Origin of the sequence: Sporolactobacillus sp. KGMB 08714 (genome assembly GCF_036598985.1) — a bacterium.
In the GTDB taxonomy this organism is placed as follows: domain Bacteria; phylum Bacillota; class Bacilli; order Bacillales; family Sporolactobacillaceae; genus Sporolactobacillus.
Window position 1 is genome coordinate 1 of record NZ_JAUUBW010000014.1, and the last position, 14,206, is coordinate 14,206.

General features: G+C 48.6%; 9 protein-coding genes. 7 read left to right on the top strand and 2 right to left on the bottom strand.

Translation table 11 applies throughout. The features are described from left to right. Positions 1 to 92: 92 nt before the first annotated feature. The gene (locus Q6A92_RS08040) at positions 93 to 878 is read right to left on the bottom strand and encodes an ABC transporter permease (RefSeq protein WP_332237639.1); all 786 of its coding nucleotides are present in this window, start codon (positions 876 to 878) and stop codon (positions 93 to 95) included. Next, on the bottom strand, positions 865 to 1,530 hold the full coding sequence (locus Q6A92_RS08045; protein WP_332237640.1) for an ABC transporter ATP-binding protein: 666 nt from the start codon (positions 1,528 to 1,530) through the stop codon (positions 865 to 867). The genes Q6A92_RS08040 and Q6A92_RS08045 overlap by 14 nt, the downstream gene beginning before the upstream one ends. 474 nt (positions 1,531 to 2,004) lie before the next feature. Here Q6A92_RS08045 and Q6A92_RS08050 point away from each other — a divergent pair, with 474 nt between their 5' ends. The 7 genes from Q6A92_RS08050 to Q6A92_RS08080 all read left to right on the top strand — a co-directional run bounded on the left by Q6A92_RS08050 (position 2,005) and on the right by Q6A92_RS08080 (position 14,115). After that, positions 2,005 to 2,919 (top strand): 5'-3' exonuclease, encoded by a 915-nt coding sequence (locus Q6A92_RS08050; RefSeq protein ID WP_274399414.1) that lies wholly within the window; start codon positions 2,005 to 2,007, stop codon positions 2,917 to 2,919. Between the two features lie 564 nt (positions 2,920 to 3,483). Next, on the top strand, positions 3,484 to 4,914 hold the full coding sequence (locus tag Q6A92_RS08055; RefSeq protein WP_332237641.1) for an amino acid permease: 1,431 nt from the start codon (positions 3,484 to 3,486) through the stop codon (positions 4,912 to 4,914). A 316-nt stretch (positions 4,915 to 5,230) separates the two neighbouring features. Next, the gene (gene glgB, locus Q6A92_RS08060; RefSeq protein ID WP_274399416.1) at positions 5,231 to 7,174 is read left to right on the top strand and encodes a 1,4-alpha-glucan branching protein GlgB; all 1,944 of its coding nucleotides are present in this window, start codon (positions 5,231 to 5,233) and stop codon (positions 7,172 to 7,174) included. Positions 7,175 to 7,222: 48 nt separating this feature from the next. Then, positions 7,223 to 8,647 (top strand): glycogen synthase GlgA, encoded by a 1,425-nt coding sequence (gene glgA, locus Q6A92_RS08065; RefSeq protein ID WP_274399417.1) that lies wholly within the window; start codon positions 7,223 to 7,225, stop codon positions 8,645 to 8,647. Positions 8,648 to 9,205: 558 nt separating this feature from the next. Further along, complete coding sequence (locus Q6A92_RS08070; protein ID WP_332237692.1) at positions 9,206 to 10,354, top strand: glucose-1-phosphate adenylyltransferase; 1,149 nt, start codon at positions 9,206 to 9,208, stop codon at positions 10,352 to 10,354. Then, complete coding sequence (glgD, locus tag Q6A92_RS08075; protein WP_274399420.1) at positions 10,338 to 11,549, top strand: glucose-1-phosphate adenylyltransferase subunit GlgD; 1,212 nt, start codon at positions 10,338 to 10,340, stop codon at positions 11,547 to 11,549. The genes Q6A92_RS08070 and glgD overlap by 17 nt, the downstream gene beginning before the upstream one ends. A 154-nt stretch (positions 11,550 to 11,703) precedes the next feature. Continuing rightward, positions 11,704 to 14,115: a glycogen/starch/alpha-glucan phosphorylase gene (locus Q6A92_RS08080; RefSeq protein WP_332237644.1), complete on the top strand. Its 2,412-nt coding sequence runs from the start codon at positions 11,704 to 11,706 to the stop codon at positions 14,113 to 14,115. The last annotated feature ends 91 nt before the right edge of the window (positions 14,116 to 14,206 follow it).

The window sequence follows — 14,206 nt, forward strand, 5'->3', positions numbered from 1 at the left end:
GATGAGCGAAAAACGAGAGGGAAAAAATGTCCCTCTCGTTTTTCACTACAGACTGACCTTTTGAGACAGCCTCTTTCGATTATAAAAGGGGGTTATGGCTCACGCTCGCGAAGCTGGCTCCGATTGTTGAAAAAGGCCTTATAGCCGATCTGGACGAACAACAGAACGGTGAGCGACGCACCGCCGACAATGCCGAGCATGACGGCAATCTGATAACGTATGGCCTGAAGCGGCGACGCACCGCCGATGATCTGGCCGGTCATCATCCCCGGAAGAAACACAATCCCCATGCCGACCATCGAGTTGATCGTCGGCAGCATCGCACTGTCGAAAGCCTGATTGATGATCGGACGCGAGGCTTCGCTTGGTCTGGCCCCGAGCATGAGCGCCGATTCTACCATCTGTTTTTTGGTATGCATCCCGTCGAGCAGCGTATTGACTCCGAGCGAGACCCCGGTCATCGTGTTTCCGATAATCATGCCGGCGATCGGAATGACATATCTTGGGTTAAACCAAGGTTTCACGTTCAGGGTGACGAGAATAAAATAGGTCAGGGTCGCGATGACTCCGACAGCCATCGATAGGGCGATTTTCTTCTTCAGTCCGCTGCTGAGCGGCAGCTTGGCCCGTTGATAAATGTTGTAAATAGAAAAAACAAGCATAAAAGCAAGAATCAGGATCGTGAAAACAGGACGGGCATTGCCGAAGATGTAGGCCAGGACGTAACCGACAATCATCAGCTGAACCGTCATGCGGATCGAAGAGATCAATATTTCCCTTTCTCGCTGAATCCCTTTGACCTTGACAATGATTAATAAAATCAGAATAAAAATATAAGCGGAAACAAGCTGCCCAAGTGTGAGATCACCGCTGCTCAATAGGCTCACTCTCCCTGACAACCTGTCCGTTATTTATTTCGATGACGTGATCGGCAAACTCCCTGACAACGGCTGTAGAATGTGTGATCATGACCAGTGTTTTTTTGTTGCTTTTCACAAATCCGGCCAGCTTTTTCATGATGAACCGCGTGGTTTCTTCGTCCAGGGCGGATGACGGTTCGTCCAGGAGGAGAACCGGCGGATCCAGAAGCAGGATTCTTGCGAGAGAAAGGCGCTGCTTTTCGCCGCCGGAGAGTGAATCGCTTTCCGCATCCAGCGCTTTGTCCAGATGCACATCATGAAGGATCTTTTTCAAACGGGCATCCGCAACGCCGGGCTTCTCCGAGAAACGCAGCCCGACCAGAAGATCATCCCTTACTGTCCCTCCGAACATGACCGGCGTCTGGGCCATCATGACAATCTCACGGCGAAGTTCAAGCGGATTCCATTCAAAAACCGGCCGGCCCTCTATTATAATCTCACCGGAATCCGGGCTGATCAGATGGTTCAGCAATTTGAGCAGCGTCGTTTTCCCGCTTCCGCTCTCTCCGACGATGCAGGTAATAACAGCGGACGGGATCGACAGATCGTCAATCTTCAGAACATCTTTGTAGTGCAATTGATGGATATGGAATAATTCTCGGTCGTTCATCGGATTCCCCTTTTCTCTATTTCTCTATAAAGCCGCTTAGGCAGTATTATCTGCCGGACACAGATGCGCAGTTCCGGTCGATGCCTGCCGTTCAGCGGGCAGAACGAAACGGCCCTCTTTTTTGAATCCAAGAGGAAAAATGGCGGACACATTGTGAGAAAGGCCGGCATACGAATTCATCATAACGCTTTTAAGGCCGTTTTGAAACCGCAGAAAGATAAATAAACGGTAGCAGCGCAGCGCCGCTGAAAAGTTGAAGAACCGAGCCGTTCCCCGGAAGTATGCGGCATCTTTGGACCAAAAACCGCAACTTAAAAAAGAGGAAAATAGCCGGCAGGTGCCGCGGAACAGGCAGCTTCGTTTCGCCGGATTCCGCGCACTCCCGCCTGACATTCAGCGGGCTTGACGGCTTCCCGCTTTTCACTCACGATCGTGCTATAATAACGAAAGAGCGAAAAGAAATGGGGAGATTGTTTGACGCAAAGAGCAAAATTGTTGCTTGTCGACGGAATGGCACTGCTTTTCAGAGCATATTATGCGACAGCGCCGAGCGGCCAATTGATGATCAATGAGAAAGGGGTCCCGACAAACGGCGTGCAGGGTTTTCTGCGCCATTTGCTTCTCGCGCTTGAGAGCTGGAAACCGACACATGTAGCCGTCTGCTGGGACATGGGGAAAAAAACATTCAGGCATGATCTTTTTGCCGGATATAAGGCCAACAGGACGGCACCGCCTGCCGAAATGGTCCCGCAGTTCGATCTGGCCAGGGAGATGACCGGAGCTTTCAAAATTCCGAATGTCGGTCTGGAAGGTTTTGAGGCGGACGACTGTATCGGTACGATTGCCAAGAGCGTGCAGGCCGATGCCGACGTTTCAATCCTTACCGGCGACCGCGACCTTCTGCAACTGCTGGACCGCCATATCGATGTCCATCTCCTGCAAAAAGGCTACGGCCATTATCGCAGTTATTCGGAACGTTTGTTCTTCGAAAAATTCGGAATCTCGCCGCATCAGTTTGTTGACGTGAAAGCGCTGATGGGGGACCCGAGCGACGGATATCCCGGCGTCCGCGGCATCGGCGAGAAAACGGCATTGAAATTAATCAGACAGTTCGGCAGTATGGATGCACTGCTTGATCATCTTGATCTGCTTCCGGCCGGCCAGAAGAAAAAGATAGCCGCGGATCTTCATAATTTTCATCTGTCACGAAAACTGGCGGAAATTCAATGCGGCGCTCCGCTCCTTTTTTCAATAGACGAGGCAGCCTATCACGGCGTGCCGAAAACCTTTATTGAAAAAGTCAGGATTCTGGGAATGAGGATGGTCGGACACGATCTTGTCCGCAGTCATTGGGAAATGCAGGAAGATTTGTTTGACGGAACGAACTGACCTGGGGATTTCATGCCGTTCTCCAATAAACCGTTTCTTCTCCGGACCGCGGGGGGACAGGTACGATTTTTTCCGGGTAAATTATCTATAACGGCAGAGCACTGCAATGCGACGATAATATGTCCGATTTTTTGAACTGGAAAGCGGCAATAAAAAACGGGGGAACAGCGCGGATAGAAATACTTGTCTTTGGCGGCAGCACCGTTCTGAACGGCGCTGCCGCCTGCCGGGCAATATATTATCTGAAAAATCTGCGATTGTTTTTCGGCCCTGTTTTAAAAAAATATTCGGAATCAAAAAAATGAAAGAAATTGCCGCGTTCCGGCGCTCTTGATCTATTTAATCTATTCGAAAGGCGTTTTAAAATTAATATTCTCTTTACAAAAAAAGTCGTTTTATGTAGAATGACAAATACAACACAGGGAAGCGAATCAATCAAAACGAAATGAGGTGCGGCAATTAAAATCAGAAAATTCACTGTTGCTTTAAAAAGCAAACAGTGATAGATGGCTTCCTCGCATTTGGATGGGTTAATTGTGTTTTTATTCAGAAGGAGATTTTAAAATGGAACTGTTCAGAAAAAAGTCTATGGATTACATGATGCAGCAGGCAAACGGCAAAAAAGGCCTCCAAAAAGCGTTGGGAGCGTTTGATTTAACCATGCTCGGCATCGGAGCCGTGATCGGAACGGGCATTTTCGTTCTCACGGGCGTTGTTGCAGCAAACAGCGCCGGCCCGGCTATTATTTTATCTTTTATTTTTTCAGGACTTGCCTGTGCTTTTGCTGCGCTTTGCTATTCGGAATTTGCCTCGATGATCCCGGCATCGGGAAGCGCTTATACGTACAGCTACACAACGTTTGGAGAGTTAATTGCCTGGATTCTCGGCTGGGATCTGATCCTGGAGTACGGTCTCGCCTGCTCAGTCGTTGCCAGCGGCTGGTCGGCCTATTTTCAGGAACTGCTCAGAGGATTTGATCTTCAGCTTCCGGCTTTGTTCAGCGGTGCCTATAATCCTGCCAAGGGATCCTACGTCGACCTAATGGCGGTCGCCATTGTCTTCCTGCTTTCCGCCGTATTACTGACAGGCGTCAAGGAATCCAGCCGTATTAACGACATCATGGTCATCATCAAAATCGCCGTCGTGCTGCTGTTCATCGTTGTCGGTGTTTTTTATGTCAGGCCGTCGAACTGGTCCCCGTTTATGCCGTTCGGATTCAACGGGGTGGTGCAGGGCGCGGCAACCGCTTTTCTAGCCTATATCGGTTTTGACGCCGTGTCGTCCGCCTCGGAAGAAGTCAGAAACCCGCAGCGCGATATGCCGATCGGCATTCTTTCTTCTCTGGCCGTCTGTATGGTGCTTTACATAGCCGTCTCGGCCGTTCTGACCGGTATGATTCCTTATACAAAACTGAACGTCGGCGATCCGGTGGCCTTCGCTCTTCGTTTTGTCCACCAGAACTGGGCAGCGGGTTTTGTTTCCCTGGGGGCGATTTTGGGCATAACAACCGTACTCTTTGTCATGATGTATGGACAGACCCGCCTGTTCTTTGCCATCAGCCGCGACGGACTGCTGCCGAAAGGAATCTCAAAACTGACGGATAAGGCGAAAACGCCGACGCGCAGCATTATCCTGACCTGGCTGATGGCAACCGTGTTTTCAGCCGTTATTCCGCTCAACCAGCTGGCAGAGCTGACCAATATCGGAACTTTGTTCGCTTTTATCGTTGTCTCGCTCGGCGTCATCGTTTTGCGGCATACCCGTCCGGATATCAAACGGAATTTCAGGGTACCGTTTGTTCCGGTTATTCCGGCACTTGCCGTTCTTACCTGCGGTTATTTAATGATCAATCTGTCTAAAATTACCTGGATCGGATTTCTCATCTGGTTTGCCATCGGGATGGTCATTTATTTCAGCTACGGCTACCGGCACAGTGTGCTTGGCAATATTGAAAAACAAATTTCGGAGCCTTCGCAAATCAGGTCGGGCAATTGATTGGCGGATAAAGAAAACCGGGACGCCTTCAGATAGAAAAAAGTCGAAAAAAAGATTTCCTATTAGAATAGAAATTGGAAATCTTTTTTTTATTGAGTAAGTTTTGAACAGGATTTAAAATAAAATGAGAAGCGCTTTGAGCAAGACGATGTATCAGACGGTCCCGCAGCATTTTATGAAAAAGGATCGGAAAGGAGCGGGAGACACTTTTCTCCAAAAATTATTTAAAATTTTACATATTTTGACTGATTATTCTGAAGGAATTGCGTCGATTTCGTAGAATTAAATAATTAACAAGTGTAAAGGACGTGAAACCATGCTAACCATCGAAAATGTTCCGCAGCAGTATCCGAGTGATCTTGATCTGTATCTGTTTCACGAAGGCACATTGTATGAAGGATACAAAACGTTCGGTGCGCATTTTGAAACTTTGGAAGATCGCAAAGGTTTCCGTTTCACTGTCTGGGCGCCTAATGCCGGGAATGTGTCTGTCGTCGGGGACTTCAATAATTGGGAGGAGGGGAAAAACCCGCTGGACCGCGTCGGCCGGTCCGGCGTCTGGACAGCCTTTATCGCAGATATCACTGAGGGGGAGCGCTATAAATACGCGATTCGGACAGCGGCCGGCTCGACTCTATTAAAAGCCGATCCTTATGCCTTTTATGCAGAAACAAGGCCGTCGACGGCTTCACTGACCTGCAGGCTGGACCGGCATGAATGGCAGGACGGCAAATGGATTAAAAAACGGGACAAAGAGGACAGCTACCATCGTCCGATGATCATTTATGAATGCCATCTCGGCTCCTGGAAAAAGAAACAGGGCGGCCGGCTCCCGACATATCGCGAACTGGCGGATGAACTGATTCCGTATATCAAAAAAAACGGGTTCAATCATATTGAATTAATGCCGATTATGGAGCATCCTTACGATCGTTCATGGGGCTACCAGATCACCGGCTATTTTGCGCCGACCAGCCGCTTCGGCAGCCCGGAAGATTTTATGTATTTTGTCGATACGTGCCATGAGCACGGCATCGGCGTCATCCTTGACTGGACGCCGGCTCACTTCTGCAGGGACACGCACGGGCTCGGCCATTTCGATGGAACACCTCTCTATGAACCCGCCGATCCGAAACTGGCCGATCGGCCGCAATGGGGAACATACAATTTTGATTTCAGCAAAAACGAAGTCGTCAGTTTCCTGATTTCCAACGCCCGTTTCTGGATGGATGTTTATCATGTCGAAGGTTTCCGGATTGATGCGGTTTCGTCAATGATTTATTTGAATCACAACCACGATCTGCCTTTTGAGTTGAAAAATAAGAACGGCGGCGATGAAAATCTGGAGGCGATCGCCTTTTTGAAAAAGCTGAATACGGCCGTTTTCGACAAGTTTCCCAAGGCGCTGATGATCGCCGAAGAGGCCACCGATTTTCCGCTCGTATCTTCACCTGTGGAAGACGGCGGCCTCGGGTTTAATTATAAATGGAATATGGGGTGGGTACACGACATCCTGAACTATATGAAGTTTGATCCTGCCGAGCGGCACAGCCATCACCGGCTGATCACTTTTTCGATGCTCTATGCGTTTTCTGAAAACTTTGTTCTGCCTTTTTCTCATGACGAACTCGTATACGGGAAACGGTCATTGCTGAATAAAATGCCCGGAGACGAATGGCAGAGGTTTGCCAATCTGCGAGTGCTCTACGGCTATTTTATAACGCATCCGGGCAAGAAGCTCCTTTTCATGGGCTCGGAATTCGCACAATTCGATGAGTGGAAAGACCTGGAACAGCTGGACTGGAATTTGCTTGGTTTTGACACGCACCGCGCATTTCTTCGCTATGCTTCCGAGCTTAACCGTTTCTATCTGAACACGTCCTGCCTCTGGCGTCTTGATCATGAGCGCGAAGGATTTGAATGGATCGATCCGGATGATGCGGAACAAAGTATTATCAGTTTTATCAGGAAAGGAAAGAGAAAGGGGGATTATTGCGTGATTGTCTGCAATTTCACACCGGTCGTCTATCACCGTTTCCGAATCGGCATGCCCGCAGCAGGCAGCTATCTAGAAATGCTGAACAGCGATGCGAAGCCGTACGGAGGATCCGGGCAGCTGAATGGAAAAGCGGTTCAGTCGGTTCCGAAGCCTTATCATAATCAGAAATTCAGTGCGGAAATCACAGTCCCGCCTTTAGGAATAACCATTTTTATGAAAGAAACGAAAAAACGGAGTGCGGCCGTCCGCCGCTTGAAATGATCCTGGAAAGATAAAGAGCCGTTAAGGAATGGGGAAGGGGAGAAAGAAATGAATGTGCTGTTCGCTGCCTCGGAATGTGCTCCTTTTGTCAAGACCGGGGGACTTGGAGACGTGGTCGGTGCTCTGCCGAAAGCACTGAAAGCAGAAGGTGTTCACGTCAGCGTTATTCTGCCAAAATACGAAGATATCGCCGCTGAATTTCGAAACAGGCTGACCCGTATCCGCCATATGACTGTCCCGGTCGGCTGGAGAAAACAGTACTGCGGCATTGAAAGTTTTGAAGAAGACGGAATCCGTTATTATTTTCTCGATAATGAATACTATTTTAAAAGGCATGGATGCTACGGCTACTTTGACGACGGCGAACGCTTTGCCTTCTTCTCAAGAGCCGTACTCGAAGTTCTTCCTTTTCTGGCTGAGCGGCCCGATATCATACACTGTCACGACTGGCAGACCGGACTGATCGGCGTCCTCCTGAAAAGTCATTACGGCGACCGATCGTTTTATCAGAAGATCCGCACTGTATTTACCATTCATAACTTAAAATATCAAGGTATTTTCCCAAAATCCGTTCTTTCCGATCTTCTTGATCTTGATGACCGCTATTTTAATTCCGACAGTCTTGAATTCTACGGCAAAGTCAGTTATATGAAAGCCGGGCTGGCGTATGCGGATGTCCTGACAACGGTGAGCAGGACCTATGCGGAAGAAATTCAGCTGCCTTTTTACGGTGAGCATCTGGACGGATTTCTCAGACGGAGAAGCCATGATCTCCGCGGCATCGTCAACGGCATTGATCGAAAACTGTATGATCCCGGGACGGATCGTCAGCTTTACTTTCAATATCATACGGCCGGCGGCAAAAGGAAAAACAAACGCTGCCTGCAGGAGCGGCTCGGCCTGCGCAGCAATGAAGAAGTCCCGATGATTGCGATGATTACGCGACTCGCTGAACAAAAAGGGATCGATCTTGTTCTGCGTGTCTTCTACGAACTGATCGGCCTTAATATTCAGTTCGTCCTTCTCGGGACGGGAGAGCAGCACTATGAATCTGCGTTCCGGGAATTAGCCGCCCGCTTTCCGGAACAGGTTTCGGCCAATATCTATTTTGACGACGGGCTTGCCAGAAAAATATACGCCGCCAGCGATCTCTTTCTGATGCCTTCAAAGTTTGAACCGTGCGGGATCAGCCAGTTGCTCGCACTCAGATATGGAAGCCTCCCGGTCGTCAGAGAAACGGGCGGCCTGAAAGATACAGTCATTCCGTACAACGAATTTAACGGCGAAGGGTACGGATTCAGTTTTACGAATTATAATGCCCACGACATGCTTTTTACAGTCCAGAGGGCCTTACACTTTTACCGTGAACAGCCCGACAAATGGGTGCAGCTGGCCGACCGCGCGCTTCGGCTTAATTTCGGATGGGAAACATCTGCAGCGGCTTATCGCGATCTGTATCATTCCTTGATTTAACCGGCTTTCAGGATTCAGTTGAGATCATGAGAATGCTCATTTCTAATCTGTTAATTTTCAGAAACATGGCCTCGAAAACATCCGAAAAACAGATAATTTGTTATATAATAAACATGAAAGGAAAACAATTCTCAAATTTATAAAATCCCGATCGCTTTTTCTGGCGAAACGGGTGGCATTATCGCTCATAAAAACGATGTTTCCCAAAATGAGCGATTGATTATGGGGGGCTGTTCCGAACCGCCGGATTCAGACCTGCGGCGGTTTTTTCGAAATAAAAGCGGGGGAGTGACAATCGGCTGAAAACGGTTTCTCAAATGCCATAATAAGACATTTTTCTCAGTCGCAGCTCCTTCAGCGACGATTTTCACTGTCGGTGACCCTTTAAAAGGCTGTTCCGCTTTACATCCATCAATGAGAACACATTATCTTTCTTTTTCTTTCTTGGAGATTCACAAATTGACAGGCATCACGGCCGGCTGCAGGCCATCAGGCAATTTCTACAAGCAAAGGAGGTGGATGGAAAGGGATGGTCCTCCATTCTTTTTCCAAAGCATGATGAAAAACGAGATAATCGCGATGATTTTGGCCGGAGGACAGGGTTCGCGGCTGGGCAAACTGACGCGGACGATCGCAAAACCGGCGGTTCCGTTCGGCGGAAAATACCGGATCATTGATTTTTCCCTGAGCAATTGCTCAAATTCCGGTATCCGCACAGTCGGCGTGGTAACACAGTATCAGCCTCTCGAATTAAACAGCCATATCGGCAATGGCTCACATTGGGGCCTGGACCACAAAGACGGCGGGGTTACCATTCTGCAGCCCCATTCGAGCCTTGACGGTGAAAAGTGGTTCGAGGGAACCGCTCATGCAATTTATCAGAATATCAGTTACATTGACAGCAATAATCCGACTTATCTGCTGATTCTGTCAGGCGATCATATATACAAGATGGATTATGAACATATGCTTGATTTCCATAAAAAGAAAAAGGCAACGGCGACTGTCGCCGTGATCCATGTTCCTTATGAAGAGGCATCACGTTTCGGCATCATGAATACGGATAATACCGACAGAATTATTGATTTTGAAGAAAAGCCGGCAGAACCGAAAAGCAATCTGGCCTCGATGGGCATTTATATTTTTACCTGGGAAGTGCTCCGCCGTTATCTGACGGAAAGCCACGCGACCGGACAAAACATGGATGACTTCGGAAAAAATGTGATCCCTTCTTTTCTGGCAAACGGAGAGAATGTTTTCGCCTATGCTTTTGGCGGCTACTGGAAAGACGTCGGTACGATTGAGAGCCTGTGGGAAGCAAACATGGCTTTCATCGATCCCGATCATGAGCTGCAGATCCGCGATAAATCATGGCGCATCTATTCGAAAAATCCGGTTGCCCCCCCTCATTATCTCACCGGCAACGCGACGGTCAGAGAATCACTGATCGTTGACGGATGCTACATTGCCGGCGATGTCGACCATTCGGTCATTTCGCAAAATGTGAAAATCGGAGCGAACAGTGTAGTCAGAGACTCCATTGTGATGGCAAACACGATCATCGGCAAAAATGTCACGATTGAACGGGCGATTGTTGGCGAACGGGCCGTATTTGCGGATAATGCTCAGATTATCGGCGACCGGGAGATTGAAGTGGTCGGTTATAACGAAGTAGTTGGGGGGCTGAATGATGATGAGGATAAATAAAATTTGCGGTATTCTTAATTTAACCGAATCCAGACTGGCGACCAATCCTCTGACGCTTTTTCGTCCCGTAGCAGCGCTCCCCTTTGCCTGCAGATACCGTCTGATCGATTTTCCGCTGACGAATCTGTCGACGGCGGGCGTCGAAACGGTCGGCGTATTTCTCAAGGACAACAGCCTGCGCTCCGTCTATGATCACGTGCGCAGCGGAAGGGAGTGGGGACTTGACAGTGTCCACGGCGGCCTTTTCTTCTTCTCCGCGCCTTCCGAAGATCGCGGAACCGGTTTGGGGACGGAAGGGGATATCTACAACTATTTTAAAAACATCGAGTTCATCGAGAAATCGGAAGCGGACTATACAGTCGTGATGGGCACGAGGATGCTTTGCAATGTCGATGTGAAAGCCGTTCTCCGAAGCCATATTGAGCAGGGAGCGGATATCACGGTCGTCTATAAATCTGTCGATCATCTGTCCAAAGACGATCAGCAGATTTCCTGCATGACGATCGGGGATGACGGGCTGGTCAGGGGGCTGAAATCCTGTTCTCTTCAAATGAAAGAAAACAAGGCGCTGGTCAATATGGAAATCTATCTGATGAAAAGCACACTATTAATCAGACTGATCCGGAATGCCGTCGCCGAGAATGAGCACTGCAATTTAAACGACGTCCTGCATCGGGCTATTATCAAACTGCCGACGAACGGATTTGAATATACGGGATATTTAAAAAGCATCAATTCCGTAAAGTCTTATTACGATGCCAATATCGACATGCTTCAGGAAGCAAATATGACGGCTCTTCTGAAGGGAAACCAAAATATTCATACAAAAGTGAAGAATGAGGCACCGACTTTTTATGCCCGTACCTCGCATGTCAGCGATTCGCTCGTCGCCAACGGATGCATGATGAAGGGGGAAGTAGCCCATTCTGTTATTTTTCGAAACGTGACGATCGAACAAAAAGCGGTGGTGGACAGTTCGATCATCCTTCAAGGCAGTTACATCGGAAGCAATGCGGAACTGCGCTATGTGGTTCTGGATAAGCAAGTGAGAATCGAACCGAACACGAAACTGATCGGAACGAAGGATAAGCCGATCGTCATCGAGAAAAATTCGGTGATCAGCCGTATTTCTGAAGAAGGTGAGCAGGTTTTAAAGGGCGTTTCCCATTTTCACGGGAACGAACTGGAAGTTTAATTCCTGTCCGTGAATAATGCTTATAATCCCTCACAGTTCCGGACATACTGGATTCTATGAAACTGGCTGACTGAGCCGGTACCGGCGATTCACCGTTTCCCCACAGCAAACTTTACCTGATCGGAAGGAATTGAGAATTAAGGATGGTAGACGAATGGAACTGTCAAAAAGAAGATTCAAAGAAGATTTCAAGCGGATGCTTACAGAACTTTATTCGATGGATATTCCGCATTCGGATCCGGCCGAACAATATTTCACATTAGGAAATCTGGTTCGCTCCTATTCGGCGAAAAACTGGAGCCGGACCAATCAGCATTATCTGAATCGAAAACAAAAACAGATCTATTATTTTTCGATGGAGTTTCTGCTCGGCCGGATGCTGAAGAGCAATTTACTGAATCTCGGCATTCTGGATACGGTGCGTTCAGGCTTGAAAGAACTGGGAATCGATCTGGAAACGATCGCCGGACTCGAATCGGATCCGGGACTCGGCAACGGCGGTCTGGGCCGGCTCGCCGCCTGCTTTATTGATTCGATGGCGACCTGTGAAATACCGGGCCACGGCAACGGCATCCGTTTTAAGTACGGTCTCTTCAAGCAAAAATTCGTCAACGGCTATCAAGTCGAGCTGCCGGAAAATTGGCTTCAGAATGGGAATGTATGGGAAATCCGCCGAACGAATATGGCGGTAACGGTCAATTTTTACGGCCGTGTCTGGCTCGAAAAATGCCCGGAAGGCTACCTTATCCCTCACTATGAAAATGAAAGTAAAGTGCTGGCGGTGCCATACGATTCTCCTGTCATCGGTTATAAAAATGAAACGGTCAATACATTAAGGCTTTGGTCGGCCGAGATGCCTCCCCAGGACGAAAGCGGCGATTACTGGTCTTACATCCAGCAGAGAAACCGGATCGAAAGCATATCGGAAGTCCTTTATCCGGATGATTCCAACTTTGAAGGACGTCTGCTTCGTCTGAAACAGGAGTATTTTTTCGTATCCGCCGGCGTACAGAGTATTGTCCGCTATTTCCGGAAAATGAATGTGCACATGAACCGCCTGGCAGAGAAGGTCTCCATTCATATCAACGACACACATCCGGCACTGTGCGTTCCCGAACTGATGCGGATTCTGCTGGACGAAGAGCATATGGACTGGGAACACGCGTGGAATGTGACCGTCAATGTCATGAGTTATACCAATCATACAATCATGTCGGAGGCTCTGGAAAAATGGCCGATCGACATGATCAGCACGCTGCTCCCGAGAATTTATCAGATCATCTGTGAAATCGACCGCCGTTATGTCATGAAAATGAGTGCGCTGTATGAGAAAGAAATCATTGAGCGGACGCGGATCATTGAAGGCGGACACGTGAAAATGGCTCATCTTGCCATTATCGGGAGCCATAGTATCAACGGCGTTGCCAAACTGCATACAGCCATTCTTAAAGAAAAGGTGCTGCATGATTTTTTCCTGATGTATCCGTCGCGTTTCAATAATAAAACGAACGGCATCACACAACGCCGCTGGCTGATGCTTGCCAATGAGCCGCTGCGCCGGATGATCGACAGCAAGATCGGCAGCGATTGGGAAACGATGCCGACCGAACTGAAAATGCTCAAGGCTTTCCGCAATGACGAGGCGACGCTGCGTGATCTGGCGAGCATCAAACAAATCAATAAAGAACGGTTCGCGGCCTATGTAGAGCAGAACATGGGCCTGACCGTCAATCCGAGAGCCATTTTCGATGTACAGATCAAGCGGCTCCATGCTTATAAAAGACAGCTGCTTAATCTGCTTCATATATTGAGCCTCTACGTTAAGCTGAAAGATAATCCGGCGGCAGACTTTTATCCGCGGGTGTTCATCTTCGGTGCGAAGGCGGCACCGAGCTATACCTATGCCAAAGAGATCATTAAATTAATCAACTCCGTCGCTTCTCTGATTAACAAGGATCCCGACGTCCGGGATAAACTGAAAATTGTTTTCGTAGAAAACTACGGGGTTTCCCTTGCTGAGCGGATCATTCCGGCGGCAGACGTCAGCGAGCAGATTTCCCTGGCCTCCAAAGAAGCATCGGGAACAAGCAACATGAAACTGATGCTGAACGGTGCCGTCACGCTGGCGACTCTGGACGGAGCCAATGTGGAGATCCGCGACCGCGTAGGGGAGGATAACATCATTATTTTCGGGCTGAAGGAAGAGGAAGTTTACGAATATTATCATAATGGCTCTTATCATTCAAAGAGCTATTATGATCACAATCCTGTCCTTCATCGCGTGCTCGATGCACTGATTGATGGAACCATTCCCGGCATTGATGCAGAAGGAAAAGACATCTTTGATTCTCTTGTCCGCTATGGGGATGAATATTTCGTTCTGAAAGATTTTGACGCGTATGTTCTGGCACAGGAGAAAATAGACCGTCTCTACCGCGATCCGCTCAGATGGCAGAGAATGGCCCTGATTAATATCGCGGATGCCGGCGTCTTTTCATCGGATTATACGGTGCTGCAATATGCAAACGATATTTGGGATGTCACGGCGAAGGCAAGGCGGGTCTGACAGATCACCGCTTTCCGGATGAAGAGGGGCCTCTCTGCAGAAAAAAGACCTGCCGGGAGAAATTGAGTCACTTTCTAATGAGGAAGAAGGA